The organism is Chryseobacterium sp. CBo1, assembly GCF_001693475.1.
Lineage (GTDB): Bacteria > Bacteroidota > Bacteroidia > Flavobacteriales > Weeksellaceae > Chryseobacterium > Chryseobacterium formosense.
In genome coordinates, this window is the sequence record NZ_MAUH01000007.1 from 1 (window position 1) to 26,164 (window position 26,164).

The window sequence follows — 26,164 nt, forward strand, 5'->3', positions numbered from 1 at the left end:
GCATTGATAGCTGTTTGTAACAAGCTTTTAAGAATTTGTTTTGGTGTGGTAAAAAACAAAATAGCTTATCAACAAGACTATCTGAAAAACTGTAAAATTTTAACATAAACAATTTGCAGATTAACATCGGGGCTAAGATATTTGTTCTTTCTTACAATTTTATCCTTAAAATCTCAATTTCACTGTTTGTAAATAGCCCGGATAGAAACGACATCCTTTTTTGTGGCAGACGGATCCCGAAGTTTCGGGAGGAGACGGCCATAAAAAAGATACAGTGGATAGCCGGATTAAGCTCCTAAAAATATATTAAGAACCTTTACTTAATTTTCATGTGAATCTTTTTACTTGATTCTTTTTACTTTTACCTTGACTTTTTTCCTGCCTAAATGTCACGCTTTTTTATTTGGCAGAATGTTTGTGAAACAACCTTGTAAAAAGTTATTGAAATATGGAAAATCAGGATATCAACGAAGAAAACATCAATAAACAAGAAGAAAACAATACCCAAACTGAAGCAACAGCTCAGGAAAATGTGACAGAAAAGCCTACTCCGGAAGAACTTTTGGCAGTAGAAAAAGACCGTTACATCAGATTGTATGCAGAGTTTGAAAACTATAAAAAAAGAACTTCAAAAGAAAAGATGGAATTCTTCCAGTATGCGAATCAGGATATGATGATTTCTATGTTGGGTGTTTTGGATGATTTTGAAAGAGCTTTGAAAGAAATTGCTAAAAACGGTAACGAAGCAGACCTTCAGGGTGTTGAACTGATTTACAACAAATTCAAAAACAAACTGACCGAAAAAGGACTGAAAACGATGGAAGTAAAAGCCGGAGATAACTTTGATGTAGATTTCCACGAGGCAATTACCCAGATCCCTGCTCCTTCTGAAGAGCTGAAAGGTAAAATCGTAGATGTTATCGAAACAGGATATACTTTAGGTGATAAAGTGATTCGTTTTGCAAAAGTTGTAACAGGAAACTAACAATATAAGTAATGAGTAATGGGTAATGAGCAATTGCAGATTACCAATTACTTATTACCAATTACTCATATAAAAAGATGTCAAAAAGAGATTATTACGAAGTTCTTGAGATCAGCAAATCTGCAAGTGCCGACGAAATAAAGAAAGCATACCGTAAAATGGCGATAAAATATCACCCAGATAAAAATCCGGGAGATAAAGAAGCCGAAGAAAAATTTAAAGAAGCTGCAGAAGCTTACGAAGTCCTGAGTGACGATAACAAGAAAGCCCGCTATGATCAATTCGGTCATGCAGGAATGGGCGGAAACGGAGGCTTCGGAGGAGGCGGTTTCGGCGGCGGTATGAACATGGAAGATATTTTCAGCCAGTTTGGAGATATTTTCGGTGGTGGTTTTGGAGGTTTTGGCGGTGGCGGCGGTGGTCGTCAACAAGCTAAAGGATCTAATTTGAGAATCAGAATCAAGCTGAATCTTGAAGAAATGGTGAACGGAACCCAAAAAACTCTTAAAGTAAAAAAAATGAAGATGGCAGAAGGCGCCACTTCTAAAACTTGTCCTACGTGTAACGGCGCCGGAGTGCAGATGAAGGTGATGAATACGATGTTCGGACAAATGCAAACCCAAACCACGTGTGGAACTTGTCAGGGAATCGGTAAAGTTGCTGACAAAATTCCGGCAGGAGCCAATGCTCAAGGTTTAATAAAAGACGAAGAAGAAATTACGATCAATATTCCGGCAGGAGCAAGAGACGGAATCCAGCTTAATGTAAGAGGAAAAGGTAATGACGCTCCGTTTGGAGGTATTCCGGGAGATCTTTTGGTGATTGTGGAGGAAGAAGTAGATAAGACCATCAAAAGAGAAGGCGACAATCTTCATCAGGAACTTTATGTTTCGTTTGCTGAAGCCGCATTAGGAACGAAAAAAGAAATTCCTACCGTTGGCGGAAAAGTAAAAATCACCGTTGATGCAGGTACACAATCCGGAAAAATCTTAAGATTGGCAGGAAAAGGTTTACCAAGCATCGACAGCTACGGAAAAGGCGATATGTTTATTCACATCAATGTATGGACGCCGCAAAAACTCACCAAAGACCAGAAGGAATTCTTCGAAAAACAAATGAGCAGCGGAGAAATGGTTGCAGAGCCCTCCGGAAAAGAAAAGACCTTCTTTGATAAAGTAAAAGATTTATTTAATTAAAAATACTAAAAAAGAGGCTTGTAAAAAGTCTCTTTTATTTTTAAATTTACATCAATTTTTAATTTGACATATTTCCTAAAGGATATAGTAAAAAACATCTCATGAATTATAAGCTTGAACTGCGTACACCCGATTCTCAACCAAAATTGATCTTTCATGCAATAACGTTTGATTCTTTCAAAGTAAACATTGTAGAAAGATATTGTGGTGTAAAACCATTGTTATGTGATGTATTGTTCAGAGTAAGAACTCTGGATGATCAGATCATCAAAAGAAGAGATGGTCATGTAAAGATCCGCATCAAAGATGAAGAGCTTGAAACCTATCAAAGATTACTGAAAGTATTTAAATCTTACGATTATAAAAACCGTTTGATCAGCAGAAGAGATGCAGAACAGGATTTCGTTCATTTCTTCCTGAGAATGGTGATTATGAATTATGAATTAAACTAAAAATTTTCTCTATTTTCGTAGTATTCTAACTGCGAAAATATATTTTATGGGAAAAGCATTTGTTCTTTCATTCATGTATGCAATCGGTTACGCACAAGAAAATCCGAAGTATCTTTTTGATGATTTGTATTTTGCAGATCCTTCTACCCGAATATTTGATGATAAAATATACATTTATCCTTCTCACGACATTCAGACAGATGTAAAAGATGCAGCCAACGGAGCACATTTTAATATGAAAGATTATCATGTTCTTACGTTGGATAATATCAATGAAAAAGCAAAAGATAACGGAGTTGCTTTAAAACTCGAAGATATTCCTTGGGCAAAACAGCAGCTTTGGGCTCCCGATGCCGTAAAAAAAGGAAACAAATATTATCTGTATTTTCCGGCAAAAGATAAAGACGATTTATTTAAAATCGGTGTTGCTGTAAGCAAAAGTCCTACAGGTCCTTTTAAATCCGAAAAAAATCCGATTACAGGAACATATAGTATTGATCCGACTGTTTTAGATGATCAAGGTAAATATTACATTTATTTTGGAGGCTTGAAAGGTGGGCAACTTCAGAATTACAGAAACAATCAATACTCAGAAAATTATCCTGAACTTCAGAAAGATGAGAACGCTTTGCTTCCAAAAATAGCAAGGCTGAAAGATAATATGAAAGAGCTTGCTGAAGCGCCAAAAGATGTTCTGATTTTAGACCAAAACGGAAATCAGCTAAAATCCGGCGATCAGCATCGTCGTTTTTTTGAAGGAATCTGGGTTCATCAATACAACAACAAATATTATCTTTCCTACTCTACCGGAGAAACTCATAAGCTCGTCTATGCAATTGGAGACAATCCTTACGGACCATTTACCTTTAAAGGAGAAATTCTGACTCCGGTTGTGGGGTGGACAACTCATCACAGCATCGTTGAAGTCAATAAAAAGTGGTATTTATTTTATCACGACAGCAAAAAATCAGGCGGAAAAAGTTATCTGAGAAGTTTAAAAATCAGAGAATTGAAATATGATGAAAATGGTTTGATTCAAACAATGAACGGACAGGATTAATTACAGCAAGTACTTCAGTTTTCTATTTAATAAAACCAATAATAAACTTACAGGAATTAGAATTAATAAGAAAATTAGAATTTTATATTCCGAAGTCATATCCTTATAAAAATCCGATTTCATAATGAAAGGATGTACTACATAAATTGCCGTTGACAGGCTTGCCAAAACTTTCGATTGCGTTTTAACATAGATTTTCTGACAATATAAAAAGAGAATCGGACTTACAAAAAACAAGGAAAACAATATGTCTGTACTTTCCGAGCTGACCATTATATAATTGAAGTAAGCTTCCGCAACGATCATTAATACTGAAAAAACAATCAGTAAATAAGAATATCTGTATTTTTCGAAACTGATTTTCATTTTATTTATTAAAAAGCCAATCGTCAGGAAAGGAAAGCATACAAAAAGAAAATTCCGGTAGATAAGATAATCATTTAAAAACGAATCCTGTTCTCCTTTAAAATAATGTGCATTTCCTAAAATCTGGACAATATAGCCGATTCCAAACAACAGAAAAGCAAAAGCAAAAAGTAAAACAGCTTTTTGATTTCTCAAAAGAAATAAAATAATTCCCGAAAAAAAAGTTCCGATCAAATACCATAAATGATGGTAGCCGAAAATTACGGTAAGCCAAACCTGATCGTTATCTTTCCAATACGAAATATAAATAAGCATCCAGATTGCATAGAGTAAAAATGTTCTGAACAACCATTTCTTAAGCTTTTTACCTGTATCAATATGAAAAAAATAAAATCCCGTAATCACCAAAAAAACAGGAACCGCCATTCTGAAAATACCATTAACCAATAAAAAACTAAGCATTGGATGGGTTTCTTTAAGAAAATTCATGTGCAGAAATACGACAAATAATGCCAGAATTATTTTTAAAATATCAATGCTTAAATTTCTACCCATAAATAAACCAAGAGAAACATGATGGTATCCCTTTTATGGTGCAAAAATAAATATTTCCTGTAAAGCTTATGAAATATTAGTCATTCATTTCGTATAAAAAAGAAAATCCTGCTCCAAAATATTAAAGCAGGATTTTTTATAAGGATCTAACAATTATTTTTTCGTTGCTAATGCATACACTTTTTTACCACCACTGATTAAAAACAGAGCGATCAATCCTCCTACAATGCCGAAAATTACCTGTTTTAAAGTCTCATGCCAAGTCGGTAATGCGTCATGAAGCTGATCAATATTATGATCAAAAATTCCTCCGGCAACAAGTATAAGTGCAATTGTTCCTATTACTCCCAAAGCCTTTATTACAAAAGGAAGTGCCTTTACCAGCAAATGCCCTAACTTTCCGAAGAAACCTTTATCGTTGCTTTTTTTAATTAATTTAAAACCGGCATCATCCATTCTTACAATTAATGCAACAATCCCGTAAACTCCTACTGTCGCAATAATGGAAACAACAGAAACGGTAACAACTTCTACAAGAAACGGATCAAACTGTGATTTTAATGCTTCATAACCATCTTTTGCAGCTGCCAATGCAATAATTACAATCTCAAGAGATAAGATAAAATCTGTAGTAACGGCAGATTTTACTTTAGCCTTTTCTGCAATTTCACCATCTTCGACAATATCATCAGATTCTTCAATAACTTCATGCCCTTTTTTCTCTCTGTGAAATAAAAATTCCACAATTTTTTCAACACCTTCATAGGCAAGGTAAAATCCGCCAATAATCAGAATAATTTTTATAGCCGGTGAATAAAGCCATTCCAGAAGAAAAACGATAGGAACAATAATCAATTTATTGATAAATGAACCTTTCATAATTTTCATCAAAACAGGAATTTCTCTTGAAGAAAGGAAACCGGTCGCTTTTTCAGCATTTACGGCAAGATCATCCCCTAAAATCCCAGCTGTTTTCTGAGTCGCAATTTTACTTGTTACTGCCACATCATCCATCAAAGCAGCGATGTCATCCAAAATCGCAAAAAAACCAGAAGCCATAGTATTTTAATATTTTTTTAATAAATGTTAAGTCTTACAAAAATATAGATTTAATTTGGGATTTAAAGATATTTTGAAATTCAATTATCGGATTAAAACAGTAATTTTATAATACGTTTAAACAATTTTAATGAAATCATTTGCAAGTATTTTTATTCAGATGGTAATTTTTTTATTATTTACCAACTGCAGAGAAAAACTGGAAGAGCCTGTTTCATTTTTCGAAAATTATGATGTTAGTTCCGGAAGATATAAACTGGAAATTCACCAGGTTGAAGGAGAACTTATTGATGATTTTAGAAATTTTTATATTGATGATCCACTGACTTTAAATAAAATGAAAAGACAATGGGTTTTTAAATATAAGTCCGATATAAAATCGTGCGGTTATGGATATTTAATTGCCCTAAAAGAAGATAATAAATCGATAAAACAGACTTTAGTAAATTTGGATTGTGAATATATGTCGGGATGGATATATTTTCCAAAAAAATATCTTTTAGACCACAAAAATCATTTCAAAAGAATAGACTAAATTTCATTTTCTCCTTACCTTTACTCTATGAAGAAGCTGATTCTCAATTGCCATTTTTTTGTTTTGGGCTTAATGAGCTGCATTCTAAATTCATGTAATACAAAATTCAGGGTTTGGGTGGGAAAAGACAGCCAGAAAATCTACAATCTGAAATATGGCGAACACAAACGTCAGAAAATGGATGTTTTTCTTCCTGCAGATTATCCGCAAGATTCTCCCGTTGTTTTGATCGTTCATGGTGGAGCATGGAAATATGGCAGAAAAGAACACATGATCCAGATTCAGAAATTGCTTTTTAATAATAATATTCCGAGCATTAATATGAATTACAGATTGGTCTCTAAGCATCTTACTTACAAAGAACAGCTGGAGGATATCAATGCTGTGATTGAAAAGTTCAATTCGCTTTCAGGTAACGCCGAACTTCTTCCTAACAATTATATTCTGCTTGGTGAAAGTGCAGGTGGGCATTTAGCTTTATTGTACGGCTATCAAAATCCCGATAAAATAAAAAAAATTATTTCTCTGAGTGGCCCGACAGATTTTTATTCTGAACAATATTTAAAATCGTTTTACTCGAAATATACTTCGGGAACGATTCAAAAAATGGTGGGAACTAAGTTTAACCGCAAAAGTTTGTCTAAAGATTTCCAAAAAGCAAGTCCGGTTGCAAATGTGACGAATGTTCCGACCCTTTTGTTTCAGGGAAATCAGGATTTTCTGGTGAATCAGAAACAGGGTTTAGCGCTGGATTCTGTTTTAACGAAGATGAATGTGCCACATAAATTGATTTTTATGGATAAAACCGGTCATGCACCAAGATTTTTCAATAAGAAAAAAAGAGACAGTATAATTTATCCAAATATTTTGGAGTGGATAAAGAATTACTGAGCTTGATTTATTGAATCGTAATTTGATTTAAATAATATTTGCTTAATAATAATGCTATAATTCAGCAGTTAATTTGTCATTCCGTAGGAATCTCACTATGCTAAATAAAGTAATTTAGATTCCTACGGAATGACAAACATGCTTCAAAACTGACTTATTAATTATAGATTTTTACTTTAACAAAAAATAACCCGCTAAAAAGCAGGTCATTTATATAATTTAAAAATTGATTATTTTTCTTTGTCAATTAAATCATCCAAAACTTCATCTTCCGTTTTTGGGTCACCTTTAGGAGCGCCGAACATAAATTTAAGAATTACTGGAACGGTAGTGATCAAAACAATTACAATGATAATAAATTCAAGCTTTTCTTTAAGGTTAATACCAAATTGAGCCATGAATAATTCATTAAGATAATGCCCTGCAAAAATCAAGATAAAAGACCAAAGAACACCACCAATGATGTTGTCTCGTACAAACTCTTTTCTATCCATTTTCACAATACCCGCAACGATCGGCATAAACGTTCTTACCACCGGTAAAAATCTCGCCATGATAATTGCCAAGGCACCGTTTTTTTCAAAAAAATCATGCGCCTGATACAAATATTTTTTCTTGAAAAGCATTGTATCTTTTTTGTTGTATAAAGCCGGACCTGTTTTTCTTCCGAACCAATACCCTACCTGATTACCAACAATCGCAGCAAGAGCAACCGCAGTTGCCAAAATAGTTGTATCTAAAAGGTCACTTCCTGTAGATCCAAAAGTTTCCTTGATAATTTCTACCGCATAAATCCCCGATACGAAAAGTAATGAATCTCCCGGAAGGAAAAACCCTACGAACAAACCAGTTTCGGCGAAAACGATAAACAAAATCAGCCAAAACCCACCCATTTTTATATAAAATTCTGGGTTTAATAAATCTTTCCAACTATTGAAATCTTCCATATATAATGCTATCTCACAAAAATAAGCTTAATCCCCTATACAAGGAAATTTATTAGCATATTTTAACGAAAATTCAAACATGATTTTTTATAGGTCTAAATCGTCATCCGAAACGGCTGTTCCGTCTGCCATCAGATAGGCTTTCAGGAAAGGGGTAAGGTTTCCGTTCATCACCCCATCAACATCTGAAGTTTCGTGAGCAGAACGAACATCTTTTATCAGTTTATAAGGATGCATCACATAATTACGGATCTGACTTCCCCACTCGATTTTCATTTTTCCGGCTTCAATCTCATTTCGAGCTTTCATACGTTCCTCCAACTCCATTTCATAGAGTCTTGAACGAAGCAACTGCATTGCTTTCTCTTTATTCTGAAGCTGAGAGCGGGATTCTGAGTTTTCGATGATAATTCCTGTCGGAGCGTGACGAAGACGAACTGCTGTTTCCACTTTGTTTACGTTTTGGCCACCTGCTCCTGAGCTTCGCATAGTTTCAAATGAAATATCGGCAGGATTGATGTTGATTTCAATAGTATCATCCACCAAAGGATAAACGTATACCGATACAAAACTTGTATGACGTTTCGCATTGGAATCAAAAGGAGAAATTCTTACCAATCTGTGCACTCCGTTTTCACCTTTCAGATAACCAAAAGCATATTCGCCGTCGATTTCTAAAGTCACCGTTTTCACACCGGCAACATCTCCTTCCTGAAAATTCAGTTCTCTGATTTTGTAGCCTTGTTTTTCCGCCCACATCGTGTACATTCTCATCAGCATCGATGCCCAGTCACAACTTTCTGTTCCTCCTGCTCCTGCTGTAATCTGAAGAACAGCCGAAAGCTCATCACCCTCGTTGGAAAGCATGTTTTTAAACTCAAGATCTTCGATTTTTTCTAAAAGCTGAGGAAAGGTTTCATCCAATTCTTTTTCAGAATCAGGGTCTTCTTTGGCAAATTCTATGAGAACCTGTAAATCTTCAAACTGAGTATTGATCTCTTCATAATCTTCTACCCATTTTTTTTTGGAACGAAGCTGCTTCAGAAATACTTCTGCTGTTTTAGGATTGTCCCAAAATTCCGGGGCAGCAGTTTTTTCATCATCGTTGGAAATTTCTATCTTTTTTTTGTCGATCTGAAGATATCGGTGTAAATCTTCAATTCTTGACTGAACTTCTTTTATCTGGTCGTTGTTGATCACGAATTTTTTCTTTTTGCAAAAATACGGATAAAATTAAGAGTGTGAAAAATTGTATTCGATAGAAAAATTAAAAAACAGCGTTTAGGGAAAATGCAATCAAAACCAATAAGCCATGTATTAGAATAATATATGGTAATGTCTTTTTCGCTTTAAATTTATCCATAAAATATCCAAAAATAGGAAACTGAAGAACTGCAAAAATATAAAACAGTGTTGATACTTTTTCATTGTGTAAGAATATCCCGATAAAGCCTAATGGAAAAACAGCAGCAATAGGAACATAAGTTCCATGACCGCCACCTGCCATAAAAATGCACAGAAAAATTAACGGTAATGTTAATATTCCAAAGAGGTTTGTATATTTATACTTCCTCATATACATTAAATCATTTCAGCCATAATCTCCCCTATTTTCGGAGCCAGCGCAACTCCCATTCCTGAAAGTCTCACTGCACAGAATTGTCTTTCAGAAACTTGTTTTACAATTGGCGTTTTTTCTGAGCCCATTGCCATAATTCCTGACCAGCGTATGGAAATTTTAAAGTCTTGATTGGGCAAAATGACTTCTTTCAAAAAAAATTCCAGATGATTTTGAAGAAATTCTGTCGTCTCGAAATCAGTTGTTTGTTCTGTTTCAAAATCTTTATTTCTTCCGCCACCCAATAGCACGCGATTTCCGAGATTTCTGAAATAATAAAATCCCTCATCGTAATGGAAGGTTCCTTTTATTTTTAAATTTTCAATAGGTTCGGTTAAAATAATTTGTCCGCGAGACGGAATAATTTCTTCTTTTTCTAAAAATTTTGAGGCAAATGCATTGGTACAATGAATAATTTGGCTGGATGTTATGGAAAGACTTTGCGAAAGCTGAACTTCAACATCATCTGTATTTTCTACAATATTCTTAACCTCAGTTCCAAAGAGAAATTCAATTTTGAGCTGATAACATTTTTCTAATAATCTTTGCAGTAATTTTCCGGAATGAAGACTGCCTTCAAATGTGTTCTCAATTAAATATTCAGATTTTCCAAGTCCGGATTCTTTGATTTTTTTCTGATTAAGAAAGTAAGTTTTTTCTGATCCTGTAATTGATTTAAGCTTTTCATTAACCTCATCAATTTTTTGCAATGGTTCATTATCATTTAGAATTTCGAAACCACCGTTTAATTCAAAATCAATTTCTGTACTTTTAAAATAAGACTGAATTTTTCGTAAACCATTAAACCTCATTTTTACCAAATCCAATGTCTTTTCCCATCCCATTTTCTCAGAATCGGCAATAACTTCGGTTAAACTTCCAAAGCATGCAAAACCTGCATTTCTAGTAGATGCTCCCAACGGAATAGAATTTCGTTCAATAATTACAACTGATTTTTCAGGATATTTTTCTTTGATGGAAATTGCAGTCCACAATCCTGTAAAACCAGCTCCGATTATAATTACATCACGTTTTCTGTAAAATGTTTCAAGCTCCCAAATGCTGTTATTCATGAGTAAAAATTATTGGTAAAGTTATGATGTAAAATAAATTTCGATCATAATTACACGTTAAATTTAACCAAATATTCATCAAAATCTAAAAAATAAGCCGGTTAATTAAAACCGGCTTATTGCACAATGATTGTCTCTATTTTATATAATAATAAAAGAAAAAATACTTCATATTATTTTTTAACTACTTTTTGAGAAGTTAAAGTTCCATTTTTGTTTTTCAGAACAAGGATGTAATTTCCTTTATCCAATAATGAAAGATTCAGTTTTGATTCGGGTTGAATATTAGCTTTAATCGTTTTTCCAGCAAAATCTAAAACTTCAATTGAAGCAATCTCTGAAGCGTTCTTCAAATTCAATTCACTTGCAAACGGATTAGGGTAAATTGCGATTTCCTTTGATTTTTTCGCGTCAGAAACAGAGAGATTAGTGACTTGAGCAGAAACTGCAAAGACATTTATTACTGTTGTCGCTGTAGATGTTTTTTTAATATTCACTGAAGTAATTAATCTGTTATAACTTACCGGGCTTATTGCTAAAGGGATCTGATAAATTCTTGGATTTGTACCTCCTGCTGCATCCAAAGCATTTGTAGCTCTATTGATTCTTCCGATTCCCTGAATAGCTGCACTTGTTCCGCCATACCAATCCTGAAAATTGATATTCGTAAAAACCTGAAATGACCCGTCTGAAAAATTAACCGTAATATCTCCGGTAGAAGGACCACTTCCACTTACGGCAAGAACATATAAATTATTTGTTGAAGTTGGTGTTACTAAAGTAAGCGTTCCTGTGTCATTTGCATTGGGAAGTCTCAGAGAGTTATTTCCTGAGTAAGAAGCCAACTGATAGGTTAAACCACTTGTTGCCGTTACTGCAGAAGTAATGAGTCCGTTTTCGGGCAATCCGTAAGTTAATGCTGTTGCGGAAGAATTTACTTTAAAATCTTTCGACATATACGCAAAATTGTCGGTGTCTTTGTCTAAACTCATGGTTGTAGAATTCAAAGAAGGTCCGACTCCGTTTGCAATAACATCTGCATTAAATCCTGTAACGGTTAAAGGCTGATAAGTCTGTGCATTTAATTGAGTTAAAGCTAAAACGGCACCAAGAGAAAGGAGTTTTCTTTTCATAGATTATATTATTGTTGATTAGTTTTAAGAAAAAGATGAGTTTTTTCAGAATCAAAAACCTCAACAAATATAGAAGACGAACCACAAAAAAAGCTACTCTAAGCGCAGAATTACCTACTCAACACATACTCACCCATCTTTGAATTGCTTTAAAAACAACATTTCAAATAAATTAGATAATATTTAACAATAAAAACAATAATAAAAGAAACAATTATTACCAATCAACAAAATACTATAAAAAATTTACAACAAATAAAGTCATCAAATATTTATTAAAAAAAATCCACCACTAATAAAAGTGATGGAAAAATATAATTTCTTGAGAATAGTTTATTGATCTTTCTCTTCCGCATCATTATGCTGAAAACCAATTTCTCTTCTCGGTGTTTCCACAGCCTGATAAGTTTCGAGTTCAGATTTCAGGGCATGAATTCTCATTTGGAAATCATCGAGATTATTGATAATAACATCATTTAAAAACTGAGCAATCTGATTAAGGTATTCTTCGGTAAGTTTTGCAGCTGCATCTCGCAAAGCACCATTCAGAAGAACCTCATCAATAACCATTTTCTCGTTTTTGACTCTCTGATAGCGGTTTTTAATTCGTTTTTTCAGACTTTGGGTAAAATCAATCAGCATGGTGTTGCTGAAAACCTTCATTTTGGATGCAATATTGTTCCAGAAAGGAATTTTATCAGCTTTATTATTTTTAAGAATTTTAAATAGTAATGAATCTTTATCCAGATTTTTGGTCATCGAATACAGGATAATTTCTGATCTTTCGGCAGCATTTGGCGGAAAAACGGGAATCAAAACATCAAATCTTCCGGGAGCCAAAATTTCCTCATCAATATCTACAACTGTATTTGCAGAGCCCACCATTAAAACATCCTCACTCTCAAATTTAGAAATATAATGGAGAATAATTTCCTGAGTTTCAAGATTACAGGAAGCGACATTGTTTTCTGCTCTTCTTTCCATCATAATATCATCAAAGTCTTCAAGAAAAAGTAAAACTTTGTCTTGTTTCATCATTGCCACAAGATAATCGTTGAAATTAGTCTGATTTCCATCTACAAAAGAAGTTCCGAGATAATATTTTTTGACTTCTTTAAATTTATAATTGATGATTTCTGCAATTTTATTTGCCCAAAAAATTTTCCCGCTTCCGGGAGGGCCATACAAAACAATTCCTGCGGGTTTGTTTATTCCCCAGTCTTTTATCTGCTGTGGATTTAGAAAAGGTTCCAAAATTCCCGAAATATGAAAATAAAGATCCCTGTAACCGATGAAATCACGTTGCTGTAAACTGGTTTTAGTTCCGAAATAATTATAAACAAACTTATAATTTCCGCCCAATTTCTGATCAATTCCATAACTTGAAATAGATGAACGGAATAATCCGTTATCAAAAATATTTGCATCGGTTTCCTTAATCGCTTTTTCTACCTTTTCTTTGGGCTGATTGATGGTTTTTGCGATCTGCTCTACGGTTTTGTTCTCATCCAGATCTTTTTCATATAATTTTAAAAAATCTACATTTTCACGGGCAAATTTTTCAAAATCTTCTTTCACTTCGAAATTGGTGGTGATACAGTCGATCAAATCGAGATCAAAATCCTGAATAAACTGCTTAATGGCTTCAGCGGAAACATTTAATTCTTTTGCAAGCTGGATTAACTTCATACAAACATCTTTAACTCAAATATAATGAAAAATTTTTGAGATTTGGGATTTGAAATTCGAGATTCGGGATTCGGGATATAGATGTTTAGCACTTTTACTTGATTCCTTTTACTTGGTTCTTCCTACTTTTTACTTTTTTCTTAAAAAAAATTGTAACATTTCACAAAAAAGAGAAACTTATCAAAATATATAACTGAACTACATGGAAAAAATTTTATCAGTAAAGAATCTGACAAAAAAATTCAAGAGAGTCGTTGTTAACAATATTTCTTTCGATGTGGAAAGAGGTAATGTTTACGGACTTCTCGGTCCTAACGGAAGTGGAAAATCTACTACTTTCGGGATGCTCCTTTCAACCATCAATCCTACGAGTGGCGACTGGTTTTGGTTTGGTAAAAAGGGAACTGATCCCGAAACACTGAAAAAAATAGGGGCGATTATTGAACAACCCAATTTCTACCCTTATTTAAGCGCAGAAACCAACTTAAGAATTGTTGCCCAGATCAAAGGAACTCCTTATTCAAGAATTGACGAAGTTCTGAATACCGTGAAACTTTTAGAAAGAAAAAAAGACACGTTCAAAACGTATTCTTTAGGAATGAAGCAACGTCTGGCTATTGCTTCGGCTTTACTCAACAATCCTGAAGTTTTGATTTTGGATGAGCCTACAAACGGTTTAGATCCTGAAGGAATTATCCAGATCAGAGAAATCATTGGTACTATTGCAAAACAGGGTATTACGATCATTATTGCGAGTCACCTTTTGGATGAAATCGAAAAAATCTGCAGTCATGTAATTGTTTTAAAAGAAGGAAATGCCATTTATTCGGGAAGAGTAGATGAAATTACCAGCAACCAAGGCTTTTTTGAATTAAAAGCAGATAATAATTCCGCTCTTTTGAGTGCTTTGGAAGAACTTCAGTGGTTTACTTCAGTTTTTGCAGAAGGCGAACTCGTAAAAGCACAGGTTCGCGATGACGCGTCGATTTCTGCATCAACACTAAACCAGAAACTTGCCGAAAAAGGTATTTTCTTGTCGCATTTAGCCAAGAAAAAACAATCGCTTGAAAATCAATTCCTTGAACTTGTAAAAAACACTAATTAATCATGATGAAATTATTAAAATTAGAATATTATAAAAATCTGAATTATACACCGTTTAAGGTTTTCACGATTTTATATTTTGCGATATTGATTATTTTCCTTTGTATCGGATTGATTGATTTAAAGCTCTTCGGAGATACCATCAACCTAAAAGAACAAGGAATGTACAATTTCCCGGAAATCTGGAATTTTACAACCTGGACCGTCGCTTTACTGAAGATATTTTTAGGGTTGATTATTGTATTTTCAATCTGTCAGGAATTCAGTAACAGAATGTTTAAACAAAATACCATTGATGGTTTAAGCAGAGAAGAATTTATTGGTTCAAAACTTTTAACCATTATTATTTTCACATTCATTTCAACTGTTCTTGTGTTTGGAATTACGATGTTTTTAGGATACCGATATTCAACCTCAACAGAGTCGTCGTTGGTTTATAAAGAAATATTTTTTATTGGAAATTATTTCCTGAAACTTTTTGCATTCTTCTGTTTATTAATGTTTTTATCAATTCTGTTAAGAAAATCAGTTTTTGTATTCCTTGCATTTTTTGTACTTTGGGTAGGAGAATCTATTCTTGGAGGAATTGAAACTTACACAAAAGTTGCAGGAACACAGGCGGCTCAAAGAAACGAAATTCTACAAAATGATTTTTTCTTCAGCAAACTTTTCCCACTGGAAAGCATGTCTAATTTAATACCTAACCCAATGTTAAGATTAAATATGGCAAAAGCACTCGGTTTAAAGTATGAATTTACCTATCCTACAGAAAGCTTAATTGCTTGCTTGGTTTGGTGTGGTTTATTTATTTTGGGATCTTATTTGATTTTAAAGAAAAGAGACTGGTAAATTTGTTTTACATATTATTCAAAATTAAAAGTGATTCGTTGAGTCACTTTTTTTGTTTTTATTAATTATTTCATCGGGCTTTACCCGATGCTTTATGAGGTCGCCCTTTCAGGGCTCTCAAATAATAAAAATGTCTTAGCTTAAAATATAAAAACAAAAGCCCCGAAATAAAATTCCGAGGCTATATTTATACAGGCAAAAATTACTCATTACCTATTATTTATTACTCATTAACCAAGATATGGGTATTTGTAATCTTTAGGAGAAACGAAAGTTTCTTTAATCGATCTTACAGACGTCCATCTCAGTAAGTTCATTTTAGAACCTGCTTTATCGTTTGTACCTGAAGCTCTACCTCCACCGAAAGGTTGCTGACCAACAACTGCACCGGTTGGTTTATCATTGATATAGAAGTTTCCTGAAGCATTTTCTAACGCTTTGAAAGCCTCATTTACAGCGTAACGATCTTGTGCGAAAACAGAACCTGTTAATGAATATGGAGAAGAAGAATCCACCAATTGTAAAGTTTCTGCCCATTTTGCGTCTTCGTAAACATAAATCGACAAGATTGGACCGAAAATTTCTTCCACCATACTTTCGTACTGAGGATTAGTGGTTTCGATAACTGTCGGATTTACAAACCATCCTTTAGAATCATCTACTTTTCCACCAATCACAACATTTGCTTCGTTTGAAGCATTTGCTCTGTCGATGTATCCTTTACATTTTTCGAAAGAATTTTTATCGATTACGGCATTTACAAAATTTGAAGGATCTTCAGGAGAACCGACTTTAATTGAAGCGATCTGAGTTTCCATCACTTTTTTCACATCAGCCCAAAGAGACTGAGGAATATACGCTCTTGAAGCCGCAGAACATTTCTGACCCTGATATTCGAAAGCACCTCTTACCAAAGCCGTTGCCACAGCTTCTACATTTGCAGAAGAATGTGCAATTACAAAATCTTTTCCACCAGTTTCTCCAACAATTCTCGGATATGTTCTGTAATTGTGAATATTGTCACCAATCATCTTCCACATTCCCTGGAAAACTTTTGTAGAACCTGTAAAATGAAGTCCTGCAAAATCTCTGTGTGCCAAAACTTTCTCAGCCGTTTCTTTTCCATCCGTAAAAATCATGTTGATAACGCCTGCAGGAAGACCAGCTTCGATCAAAACATCCATGATTACTTTTGCAGAATAGATTTGTTTGTCTGAAGGCTTCCAAACCACAACGTTTCCAAGCATTGCCATACATGTTGGCAAGTTTCCTGAAATTGCTGTAAAGTTGAATGGAGTTACCGCAAAACAAAATCCTTCCAATGGTCTGTACTCTACTCTGTTCCAGATTCCTGCATCAGAAACCGGCTGCTCAGAATACATTTCTGTCATGAATTCTACATTGAATCTCAGGAAATCGATAAATTCGCAAGCTGCATCAATTTCAGTCTGATGAACATTTTTAGACTGCCCGATCATGGTTGCTGCATTGATTACATCTCTGTATGGTCCAGCCAAAAGATCAGCTGCTTTTAAGAAAATGGCTGCACGGTGTTCCCATCCAAGCTCATTCCATTGCTTTTTTGCTGCTAAAGCCGAGTTGATTGCATCATCTACATGCTGCATTGTTCCTTTATGATAAAAACCGAAATCGTGTGAATGATCCTGTGGAGACTGAAGCTGAACAGTATCGCCCGTTTTCACTTCTTTACCGTTGATAATCATTGGGATTTCTGTCTTTTCTGCCCACATTTTTTTGTACGTTGCAAGTAGAGATTTTACTTCTGCTGATCCCGGTTCGTAAGAAGTTACCGGCTCATTTACTGCAAATGGTACTTGCGAAATTGCTTTTGACATATAGTTGTATTGTTTGTTTTTGCTTTTTACAAATTTACAACATTTAAAATTTACTTCTAGGAAATGCAAATAGTCAATTTTTGTGTGAGTGGAAATATTAGAAAAAAATATTAACGCAATGAGCGCTGAGATTTTTTAGAATTGAAAATATTTTCCGTTCGCAAAGGCACTTCGTTCAGCAAATGAAATATGCACCATAGCTGAGTGAAACGCCTTTTCGGACGGAAACAAAAAGTTTTTTAGTGAAAATTTCTTTACGGACTTAGCGTTAAAAGATATTTATAATATGAAATTCGCAATCCAAAAAATTGACAAGCGAAGCGAATTGACCGTTCAATTCACTTTTTCACATCTTCTCCGTTTCAAGAATTTTTAACACTAATTTTTCTTCGTGAGTTAATCCGGCTTTTCCATCATTTTCTTCAATGATTTCCAATTCGTCAAGATATTTTTTAATCGTATTATTTTCGTAAAGGTTGATGACTAAAGGGTGTACATAATATTTTCGGCAAACCGTACTTGTATTTCCCAAATGTTCAGCAACAATATCTAAAGCGGCTTTTACTTTCTTTTTGTACTGAGAATTGTTTTCGGCATAACCGATTTCTTTAAAAGCAATTAGGGCATTTACTGTTCCACTCCATGTTCTAAAATCTTTAGCTGTAAAATCTTCACCGCTTAATTCTTTAATATAATCATTCACCATGCCTGAATCCACAGAATGTCTTTTTCCTTCATCATCAAAATACTGAAACAATTCTTTTCCCGGAATTTCTTTGCATTTCATAATTAACTTAGCCAATCTTTTGCTTTTCAGACTGACATTATGCATAATTCCTTTTTTTCCTTTGAATGAGAATTTTATTTTTTGTCCCTCGATTTTCACGTGTTTTTCTTTCAAAGTTGTTAAACCGAAAGAACCATACAATTTTTCGTAAATATTATTTCCGATACGGATATTGGTTCGCTGCATCAAGCTGACAATTAATGCCAAAATTTTTCTTTTTTCGAAATTTCTTAAGGCCAAATCTTTTTCAAGCTGCAAACGAATTTCAGGCAAGGCATACCCAAACTGAAGCATTCTGTAAAATTTAGTATGATTTCTCAGTGCACTCCACAACGGATGATAACGGTATTGCTTTCTGTTTTTCACATCAAAACCTGTTGCCTGAAGATGACCGTTGTCTAAAGCACAGATCCATACATTTTCCCAGGCCGGCGGAATAACTAAGCTATTTATTCTTTTAATTTCTTCTTTATCCTTAATTCTTTCATCACCTTTAAAATACTGAAACTTTTTACCTCTTTTTCGGCGAATAATACCGGAAGCTTCAGCATCAGTGGTATAAATAAGATTTACCGCCTTTGCAGAAGCTACCGGATCCTTCATAATTTTGACAATCTTCGATGGCTTAAGATGAGAAATAATATCTAAATCTGATTGATCCATAAAAGTTGGTTAAGAGTTTTTACCCCGAGAAAATAGCCATAATAAAATGCCTACTACGCCGACAACCAGAATTATTCCCCACCACATTCCAGCTTTGAAGATTATTTCTACCGCTTCACAACTTGTCAAAAGCATCAGACTAATAATAGTCATGCTGTATAAAGTTATTTTTTTCATAATAATTTATTTTTAGGTTTAATATTATTTGTTGGATGAGGGATGTATAATCAATATATTTGATATTTGATATTTGATATTTGATATTTGCTTAATTAACCAAAATTTCGAATCTCAAACTTCAAATCTTAAATCCTATTCCGGTCTGCTCTCCATTTTTTGATAGATTTCTTAATTTCATCTCCTGAAATATTTTCATGCAAAGCTTTATATAAAAGCTCTTTAAATTCATCATCATAAGCAAAACGCAGTGCTGCAATCTGACTGAAATTCAGCTTCTCTTCTACTTCATCTGACCTTTTGCTGAACAGTTCATAATATCTTTGCTTAAACTCAAGTCTCACCAAACGGTTCTGAAGTCCGAGTGCATAATGTTGACGAACCATAATGGCGAGATACAGAATCAGGAAAAGAATAACCGAGAAAAGAATCCATAAAAGCTCATGTTCTGAATCTTTAAAAACTTTATAAATTCCACATATTTCTAAAAAGAATAACAATGGAAGAAAAATAAAGTGATGGGGTGGATAATATTTCCTGTGATTGGTGTAATTCTGTGTTTCCATAGAGGTATAGTAGCAAGAACCTTTCCAAAATGTTTTGACTTATTTATTTGTGGTATTTATTTGTGCTGAAAGCTGGGTGTCGGAAGCTGGAAGTAATTTTTGGTCTGCAAATTTGTGATGTATTTTTTACAAGAAATTTTCTAAAAAAATGAAAAAAAATTAATACTATATCCTAATTAAACTTCCCTCGTCCAGCTTCCAGCATCTATCTTCACCTTACAAAACTTTCTAGATATTTTAACTTTCCGATTGATCTTTGAGCCTTAAAAATGCGTAACTTCACGTCTTTAAAATTATTAAAATAATGACTTCAAAGGAAAAAGTAGCTGCACTTCGTGAAGAAATGCAGAAAAACAATGTTGATGCATTTATAGTATACTCGGCAGACCCTCACATGAGCGAATACTTGCCTGAAGAATGGCAGGAAAGAGCCTGGCTTTCAGGTTTTCTTGGTTCTGCAGGTTTCGTGGTAATTACAAAAGATAAAGCCGGACTTTGGACAGACGGAAGATATTTCACTCAGGCTCCGATTGAATTGGCAGGGTCAGGAATTGATCTTTTTAAAGACGGAATGGAAGGAACACCTAATTATATCGACTGGATTATTTCTGAAATTCCTGCAAACGGAAAAGTGGCTGTCAATGCTTTAGCAACATCACATTCTAACTGGGAGCTTCTGTATCAAAAACTGAATGCAAAAAACATAACTTTAGCTGATCTTCCTTTATTGAAAGAAGTCTGGAAAGAAAGAGGAACTCCTTCAAAAAATCCTATTTATACTCATCCAATAGAAAGAGCAGGGAAATCTGTGACTGATAAAATTTCTGCGATCCGACAGAAAATGGAAGAGCAGGAAGTTGGTGTTCATGTCATCTCAAGTCTTGATGACGTTGCATGGACTTTGAACCTAAGAGGAAGCGATGTAGAAAGCAATCCTGTATTTTTAGGATATATTTTAATTACTAAAAATGATGCAATTCTCTTCACCGACCTTGAAAAAATGGAAGTTGAAGCAAGAAAACAAATGGATGAAGCTTGGGTAAAAATGATGCCTTACGAAGAATTCTACAATCATCTGAGAACCATTAAAAACGAAAATATTTTAGTATCACCCAACAGCAACCAATCGATTTTTGAAGCTTTAAAAATTGAAAATACCTTTGTAAAAGCCGCTGTTCCGGGAAATCTGATGAAAGCTCAGAAAAACGAAACCGAGCTCGAAGGTTTCAGAAAAGTGATGGTAAGAGACGGCGTTGCGATGGTAAAATTCCTTTACTGGCTGACTCACAATGCAGGAAAAGAAGCAATGAATGAATATTCGATCGGACAAAAACTGAGAGAATTCCGTACTGCAGGAGAAAATTTTGTGGGTGAAAGTTTCGGAAGCATTGTTGGTTTTAAAGAAAATGGAGCAATGATGCATTATTCTGCAAAATCTGAAGGAAGTAAAGACGTGACGAATGACGCCAGTATTTTGGTAGATTCAGGAGGTCAATATCTTGAAGGCACAACCGATATTACGAGAACTTTGGCTTTAGGAGCAGTTTCGGAAGAATTTAAAATCAATTCGACATTGGTTTTGCAGGGAATGATCCGTTTATCGATGGTGAAGTTTCCGAAAGGAACGAGAGGTGTTCAGCTTGATGCCATTGCAAGACTTCCTTTATGGATGAAAGCAAAAGATTATAACCATGGAACAGGTCACGGTGTGGGGAGTTTTATGAACGTTCATGAAGGACCGCAAAATATCAGAAAAGATATGAATCCGCAGGAACTTTTGGTGGGAATGGTTGTTTCTAATGAGCCCGGTTATTATCTGGAAGGCGACTACGGAATCCGTCATGAGAATCTGATTGCCGTGAAAGAATCTGAAACTAGTTTGCATGGAACTTTCTATGAGTTTGAAACATTGACGTTCTGCCCGTTCTTTAAAAATGATATTGTAAAAGAAATTCTTTCTGAAGAAGAAATCAACTGGCTGAATGCTTATCATAAAACCTGTGAAGAAAAGCTTGCCCCACATTTGGAAGGTGAAGTGAAGGAATGGTTTTTAGAATTGGTAAGCCCGATTTAACAGTGAATTGCGAATGGCCAATTGTAAATTTAAACCATTGAGATCAAATTAAGAAGTTTAGATTATTAAGATTGATTAAACATATAAAAATTGTCCTGTAAATAACTTTGCAGGACAATTTGTTTTTGCAACCGTATTTTCACGGTTTTATTTTCAGTGGAAATCCTGAGAAATATTTCACAGCACTACTTTAGCTTTGCATCAACCGACCACTTTATATATAAGAAAGTTTATTTCTTTGAAAAATCATCTCTGAATATGGGATGATTTTTACTTTTTACTAATTCAATATATTTTTCCCCACATTCTTCAAATACGACATAATAATTCATCGAGTTGCCATAATTTTGAATAATAATTTCTTCTTTATACAATGTTCCCGACACGTTTCGAGGAAGTGGTAAATCTTTCTCGAGGGGTTCGCCTTCATTATCCAGTCCGCCCAAATATTCGCTCCATTCAATATTTTTGAACGTAATATAATAACCGTCTTTTTTCTCATTCAATTCAATTTTGGCATGATCTGAAAATTCATGGGAATCTGTTTTTAACTTATATTTCAACTGATTTTTTTGATAATATAATGTCACATTCATTTTGCAGGTTGAATTTCCTTTTTTAAATTCATAATTACCTTCAATACTGAATATTGTTTTTGGGGTTTCATAATTCGTTTCTACATTATTGGTGTCTTCAGAGATCGCTTTGGTGTCGGTTTTTTTTATCGTATCAAAATTCTCCTGAACAGATTCTATTTCTTCCCTTTTGGGCATTCGCCCACGTTCAAAACCTGTTATGAAAATAAAAGCCATGATAATTATGCACAATAACAAAACAGAAATAACAATGAGAATCTTCTTTGCAATAGTCAGTTTTGGAATTCTTAGAATAAAGAATATCAAGACTAAAATGACAATTAAAAATAATGCTGCAATACCCATTTTCTAAGTCTTTTTATGTATTTGTTTTAAAATTGAATGAAAATATAATCTGCATTTTGAAATTGCATTTGCTTTATCTAAATCTACAAAAAATTGATGATTTTTCATACTTTGGAGAAATTTTTAAGTTACACACTACTTTTTAGCCCTGATTGAACGGCATGTTTGAGCTCTTTCCGGGATTTTTGGCGGCGGCAAAGCCACCGCCAAAAATCCCGGAAAAGCGAGTAGTGAAAGCAGGTTCCCGGCTCCTAAAAAAGTTGGAGTGTAGAAGAGTTTGAGGATTTTGAGAGTTGAGAATCTTAAGTAATTAGAGTATTTAAATAACTGAATTTTCAACATGAAATTTTGAATGTTTTGCCATTTAAATTTCCGTAATTTTGCAGCATGAATAACGATACCATTTGCGCGCTTGCAACCGCCAACGGAATAGGAGCTCTAGGAATCATCAGAGTTTCAGGAGATGAAGCATTAACTGTGGTTCAGAAATGTTTTCCTTCAAAAAATCTTGAAAAACAAAAATCTCACACCATTCACTACGGTTATTTTATGGATGAGGAAGAGGCGATTGATGAAGTGATGCTTTCGATTTTTTTGGCTCCGAGAACTTTCACGACGGAAAATTCTGTGGAAATAACCTTCCATGGTTCGCCGCATATTGGTAAACGTATTCTGGAAACACTTATTAAAAACGGAGCCAGAATGGCAAAGGCGGGAGAGTTTACACTCCGTGCTTTCATCAATGGAAGAATTGATCTTTCTCAGGCTGAAGCAATTGCCGATGTGATTGCTTCCGAAAATGAGGCTTCAAGAAAAGTGGCAATCAATCAGCTTAAAGGTGGAATTACGAATGAAATTTCGTTTTTGAGAACCGATCTGCTAAATTTTGTCTCTTTAATTGAATTGGAACTTGATTTTGCGGAAGAAGATGTGGAATTTGCAGACCGTTCTGCATTGAATCAGCTTTTAGATAAAATTGAATTAAAATTAAATTCCCTAATTGAAAGTTTCCAGTACGGAAACGCCATTAAAAACGGAACTGCCGTTGCCATCATCGGAAAACCGAATGCCGGAAAATCTACCCTTCTGAATGCTTTGCTAAAGGAAGAAAGAGCGATTGTGAGCAATATTGCAGGAACAACGAGAGATACGATTGAGGAAATTCTTCACATTAAAGGTCATGCTTTCCGCTTAATCGACACTGCAGGTTTGCGTGAAACAGTTGATGAAATTGAAGCCATCGGAGTGAAAAAGGCCAAAGAAAAAGTAGAAAATGCAGATATTTTGGTGTACTTAGCCGATGCAGCAACAGAAGATTTTTCTGAAGATATTGAGATGATAAAATCTTTACTGAGAGATGATCTGAAACTTATTATCTGTGCAACAAAAATTGATGAAGTTATTCCTACTCTACACGAAAAAGCTGAAGAAATTTTTAGAAATGAAATTGTCCATGAGTTTGATTTTATAAAAATATCCGCCGTTGAAAATCAAAACATTCAGGATTTGAAGAACGAATTGTCTTCTTATGTAGAGCAATTGAAAACTTCCGAAAATAACGTCATCATTACCAATCAACGACACTTTCAGGCACTACAAAAGTCTTTGGATGCCGTGAATAAAGTGAAAGAAGCTATTAATTTTCAGATTTCAACCGAGCTTTTGGCTTATGAACTGAGAAATGCTTTGGAACATCTTGGCGAAATTTCAGGTGAAGTGACGAATGATGAAGTTTTAGGAAATATTTTTTCTAAGTTTTGTATCGGGAAATAAATTAGCTTTTCTTTGATTTCTTTTTCTTTCTTTTGTTTGACTATCAGATAGTTATATAAATTTTATTTTCTCTTATTAGACTATATTTGTATATTTGTACCACTTTTGTACTACTTCATACCTCGAAAATAGTGAAAAGTAGTACAAAGTAGTACAAAACAGAATTTATGAAAATATCACTTAGTCAAAGAAAATTAAAGGACGGAAGGATTAGTCTGTCAATCGAGTTTTACCGTGGTTCTGAAATTACTGATGACGGAAAAAGAAAGCATCTGAGAAATTTTGAGAATTTAGACACCTATCTAATTATAGATCCAAAGACTGCCAAAGAAAAAAAGGAAAATAAAGAAGCTTTGGAATTTGCAGAAAATGTGATTGCAATTCGAAAAGCTGAATATGCTCAAGGAAGATTTGAGTTGAAAAATACTGCGAAAGCTAAACGTGTATTTTTAAATTTCTTCGCTGATCTTGCCGAAGAAAAACGAACCCTCGATTCTTCAAATAATTATGGTAATTGGTACTCTACTTACCAACATTTAAAAAAAGTAGTTCCAAAGAATTTAACTTTTGAGGAAATTGATGAATATTTCATTAAAAAAGTTCGGAAATACTTTGAAAAGGATGCAATTAGTAAGAGTGATTTGCCTCTTTCTCAAAACTCAAAGTATTCTTATTTCAATAAGTTTAAAGCCGCACTTCGAAATGCTTTTGATAATGGATATTTGACGATAAATTACGCCGCAAAAATTAAATCATTTGAGCAGGCTGAAAGCCAAAGAGAATATCTGATTTTTGATGAACTACAACGATTAGCAAAAGCGGAATGTAAATATCCGGTTTTGAAAAAAGCTTTTCTTTTTTCGTGTTTATCCGGATTACGTTGGTCGGATATAAATACTTTGATTTGGAAAGAAGTCCGTGATGAAGGTGATATTTCCAGAGTCAATTTCCGACAAGAAAAAACAGAGGGTGTAGAATACCTTTATATTTCAAAACAAGCCAGAGAACTGTTGGGCGAAAGACAGGATCCCCAAGAACGAGTTTTCAAAGGTTTGAAATATGGAATGACCTACAATACTGAAATTATCCGTTGGTGCAATCGTGCTGCGGTTCCCAAACATATTACTTTTCATTCAGCTCGACATACGAATGCTGTCTTACTTCTGGAAAATGGTGCAGATATTTATACAGTTTCCAAAAGATTAGGACATAGAGAATTGAGAACTACACAGATTTATGCAAAAATAGTGGATAGCAAAATGAAAGAAGCTGCTGAGATTATCCCGGAACTAAATATCGAACTGTAAAATATATACTTTTAGGTAGAGTAATATTTTAGTTAGTAAAATTGTACTGAGTCTATTTTAATCCAGATTATTCTTTTTTAGACTTTTGACATTCCAGATTAATCCATATCATTCTTATTTTGCCTTTAATTGTTTGACTCTATTGTTTTTATGATTTTCTATGATGACTTTTGCTTCATTAAATTTGTTAAACGAAAGCAATGGAAAATAACGAAATCATTCTGCACAAACTCAACCGAATTGAAAAACATATTTTCGGTTTAAAGGAAATTCTGAATGTCGAAGAACTTTCAGATTACACCGGATTTAAAAAATCCTACATCTATAAATTAGTTCATTCGCACAGTATTCCTTTTTCTAAACCTAACGGGAAAGTTCTCTTTTTTGAACGCAAAAAAATTGACGAATGGTTGTTGAAAAACAGCCATAAATCAAATGATGAAATTCAGCAAGAAGCAATAGAATTTTCTTTACGCAAAAAATAAAGCCTAACTACAGCAGTAGTTAG

The 26,164-nt window shown here is 34.1% G+C and carries 25 protein-coding genes; 12 read left to right on the plus strand and 13 right to left on the minus strand.

All coding sequences use genetic code 11. From position 1 onward, the window contains the following. Positions 1 to 448 precede the first annotated feature (448 nt). The 4 genes from BA768_RS05950 to BA768_RS05965 all read left to right on the plus strand — a co-directional run bounded on the left by BA768_RS05950 (position 449) and on the right by BA768_RS05965 (position 3,693). Positions 449 to 985, plus strand: a complete 537-nt coding sequence (locus tag BA768_RS05950; RefSeq protein WP_065720073.1) for a nucleotide exchange factor GrpE — start codon at positions 449 to 451, stop codon at positions 983 to 985. Positions 986 to 1,062: 77 nt separating this feature from the next. Continuing rightward, positions 1,063 to 2,181, plus strand: a complete 1,119-nt coding sequence (dnaJ, locus tag BA768_RS05955) for a molecular chaperone DnaJ (RefSeq protein WP_065720074.1) — start codon at positions 1,063 to 1,065, stop codon at positions 2,179 to 2,181. A 101-nt stretch (positions 2,182 to 2,282) separates the two neighbouring features. Beyond that, the gene (locus tag BA768_RS05960; protein ID WP_034678787.1) at positions 2,283 to 2,633 is read left to right on the plus strand and encodes a hypothetical protein; all 351 of its coding nucleotides are present in this window, start codon (positions 2,283 to 2,285) and stop codon (positions 2,631 to 2,633) included. A gap of 46 nt (positions 2,634 to 2,679) precedes the next feature. Then, positions 2,680 to 3,693: a glycoside hydrolase family 43 protein gene (locus tag BA768_RS05965; RefSeq protein WP_228388317.1), complete on the plus strand. Its 1,014-nt coding sequence runs from the start codon at positions 2,680 to 2,682 to the stop codon at positions 3,691 to 3,693. Here BA768_RS05965 and BA768_RS05970 read toward each other — a convergent pair whose 3' ends face one another. Both BA768_RS05970 and BA768_RS05975 read right to left on the minus strand, forming a co-directional pair. After that, positions 3,694 to 4,614 (minus strand): acyltransferase family protein, encoded by a 921-nt coding sequence (locus tag BA768_RS05970; protein WP_065720075.1) that lies wholly within the window; start codon positions 4,612 to 4,614, stop codon positions 3,694 to 3,696. A 153-nt stretch (positions 4,615 to 4,767) separates the two neighbouring features. Beyond that, a complete protein-coding gene (locus BA768_RS05975) occupies positions 4,768 to 5,673 on the minus strand; it encodes a DUF808 family protein (RefSeq protein ID WP_065720076.1) in 906 nt (301 codons plus the stop codon). A 130-nt stretch (positions 5,674 to 5,803) separates the two neighbouring features. Here BA768_RS05975 and BA768_RS05980 point away from each other — a divergent pair, with 130 nt between their 5' ends. Both BA768_RS05980 and BA768_RS05985 read left to right on the plus strand, forming a co-directional pair. After that, complete coding sequence (locus BA768_RS05980) at positions 5,804 to 6,208, plus strand: hypothetical protein (RefSeq protein WP_034678790.1); 405 nt, start codon at positions 5,804 to 5,806, stop codon at positions 6,206 to 6,208. A gap of 72 nt (positions 6,209 to 6,280) precedes the next feature. After that, positions 6,281 to 7,099: an alpha/beta hydrolase gene (locus tag BA768_RS05985; RefSeq protein ID WP_228388324.1), complete on the plus strand. Its 819-nt coding sequence runs from the start codon at positions 6,281 to 6,283 to the stop codon at positions 7,097 to 7,099. A gap of 230 nt (positions 7,100 to 7,329) precedes the next feature. On the opposite strand, the gene BA768_RS05990 is transcribed toward BA768_RS05985, so the two are convergent. From BA768_RS05990 to BA768_RS06015, 6 genes are all read right to left on the minus strand, one after another. Further along, entirely contained in the window at positions 7,330 to 8,046 is a 717-nt protein-coding gene (locus BA768_RS05990; protein WP_034678793.1) for a DedA family protein, read from the minus strand. A gap of 87 nt (positions 8,047 to 8,133) precedes the next feature. Continuing rightward, positions 8,134 to 9,246, minus strand: a complete 1,113-nt coding sequence (prfB, locus tag BA768_RS05995; RefSeq protein ID WP_047477973.1) for a peptide chain release factor 2 — start codon at positions 9,244 to 9,246, stop codon at positions 8,134 to 8,136. Between the two features lie 67 nt (positions 9,247 to 9,313). After that, positions 9,314 to 9,622, minus strand: a complete 309-nt coding sequence (locus BA768_RS06000; RefSeq protein ID WP_123947067.1) for a hypothetical protein — start codon at positions 9,620 to 9,622, stop codon at positions 9,314 to 9,316. Positions 9,623 to 9,627: 5 nt separating this feature from the next. Continuing rightward, positions 9,628 to 10,737, minus strand: a complete 1,110-nt coding sequence (locus tag BA768_RS06005; protein WP_065720079.1) for an NAD(P)/FAD-dependent oxidoreductase — start codon at positions 10,735 to 10,737, stop codon at positions 9,628 to 9,630. Positions 10,738 to 10,910: 173 nt separating this feature from the next. Beyond that, the gene (locus BA768_RS06010) at positions 10,911 to 11,870 is read right to left on the minus strand and encodes a T9SS type A sorting domain-containing protein (protein ID WP_065720080.1); all 960 of its coding nucleotides are present in this window, start codon (positions 11,868 to 11,870) and stop codon (positions 10,911 to 10,913) included. Positions 11,871 to 12,203: 333 nt separating this feature from the next. Further along, on the minus strand, positions 12,204 to 13,559 hold the full coding sequence (locus BA768_RS06015; RefSeq protein ID WP_065720081.1) for an AAA family ATPase: 1,356 nt from the start codon (positions 13,557 to 13,559) through the stop codon (positions 12,204 to 12,206). Between the two features lie 202 nt (positions 13,560 to 13,761). Here BA768_RS06015 and BA768_RS06020 point away from each other — a divergent pair, with 202 nt between their 5' ends. Next, positions 13,762 to 14,664 carry an ABC transporter ATP-binding protein gene (locus tag BA768_RS06020; protein WP_034678800.1) on the plus strand — a complete coding sequence of 301 codons (903 nt, stop codon included), beginning with the start codon at positions 13,762 to 13,764 and terminating at the stop codon, positions 14,662 to 14,664. Positions 14,665 to 14,666: 2 nt separating this feature from the next. Then, a complete protein-coding gene (locus BA768_RS06025; RefSeq protein ID WP_065720082.1) occupies positions 14,667 to 15,512 on the plus strand; it encodes an ABC transporter permease in 846 nt (281 codons plus the stop codon). A gap of 230 nt (positions 15,513 to 15,742) precedes the next feature. Here BA768_RS06025 and pruA read toward each other — a convergent pair whose 3' ends face one another. The 4 genes from pruA to BA768_RS06045 all read right to left on the minus strand — a co-directional run bounded on the left by pruA (position 15,743) and on the right by BA768_RS06045 (position 19,561). After that, complete coding sequence (gene pruA, locus BA768_RS06030; protein ID WP_065720083.1) at positions 15,743 to 17,368, minus strand: L-glutamate gamma-semialdehyde dehydrogenase; 1,626 nt, start codon at positions 17,366 to 17,368, stop codon at positions 15,743 to 15,745. A gap of 346 nt (positions 17,369 to 17,714) precedes the next feature. Further along, a complete protein-coding gene (locus tag BA768_RS06035) occupies positions 17,715 to 18,818 on the minus strand; it encodes a DNA topoisomerase IB (protein WP_034678804.1) in 1,104 nt (367 codons plus the stop codon). 9 nt (positions 18,819 to 18,827) lie between these two features. Next, positions 18,828 to 18,995 (minus strand): phosphatidate cytidylyltransferase, encoded by a 168-nt coding sequence (locus BA768_RS06040; protein WP_065720084.1) that lies wholly within the window; start codon positions 18,993 to 18,995, stop codon positions 18,828 to 18,830. A gap of 128 nt (positions 18,996 to 19,123) precedes the next feature. After that, a complete protein-coding gene (locus tag BA768_RS06045) occupies positions 19,124 to 19,561 on the minus strand; it encodes a DUF6526 family protein (RefSeq protein ID WP_065720085.1) in 438 nt (145 codons plus the stop codon). 304 nt (positions 19,562 to 19,865) lie between these two features. On the opposite strand from BA768_RS06045, the gene BA768_RS06050 reads away from it, so the two are divergent. Further along, on the plus strand, positions 19,866 to 21,635 hold the full coding sequence (locus tag BA768_RS06050) for an aminopeptidase P family protein (protein ID WP_065720086.1): 1,770 nt from the start codon (positions 19,866 to 19,868) through the stop codon (positions 21,633 to 21,635). A gap of 230 nt (positions 21,636 to 21,865) precedes the next feature. Here BA768_RS06050 and BA768_RS06055 read toward each other — a convergent pair whose 3' ends face one another. Beyond that, on the minus strand, positions 21,866 to 22,576 hold the full coding sequence (locus BA768_RS06055; RefSeq protein WP_123947068.1) for a hypothetical protein: 711 nt from the start codon (positions 22,574 to 22,576) through the stop codon (positions 21,866 to 21,868). Between the two features lie 387 nt (positions 22,577 to 22,963). Between BA768_RS06055 and mnmE the strand changes: the two genes are divergently transcribed. From mnmE to BA768_RS06075, 3 genes are all read left to right on the plus strand, one after another. Next, positions 22,964 to 24,349, plus strand: coding sequence for a tRNA uridine-5-carboxymethylaminomethyl(34) synthesis GTPase MnmE (mnmE, locus tag BA768_RS06065; RefSeq protein ID WP_065720089.1), 1,386 nt, complete (start codon positions 22,964 to 22,966; stop codon positions 24,347 to 24,349). A gap of 167 nt (positions 24,350 to 24,516) precedes the next feature. Then, positions 24,517 to 25,656, plus strand: coding sequence for a site-specific integrase (locus BA768_RS06070; protein ID WP_065720090.1), 1,140 nt, complete (start codon positions 24,517 to 24,519; stop codon positions 25,654 to 25,656). 200 nt (positions 25,657 to 25,856) lie between these two features. Continuing rightward, complete coding sequence (locus BA768_RS06075) at positions 25,857 to 26,141, plus strand: helix-turn-helix domain-containing protein (RefSeq protein WP_065720091.1); 285 nt, start codon at positions 25,857 to 25,859, stop codon at positions 26,139 to 26,141. The last annotated feature ends 23 nt before the right edge of the window (positions 26,142 to 26,164 follow it).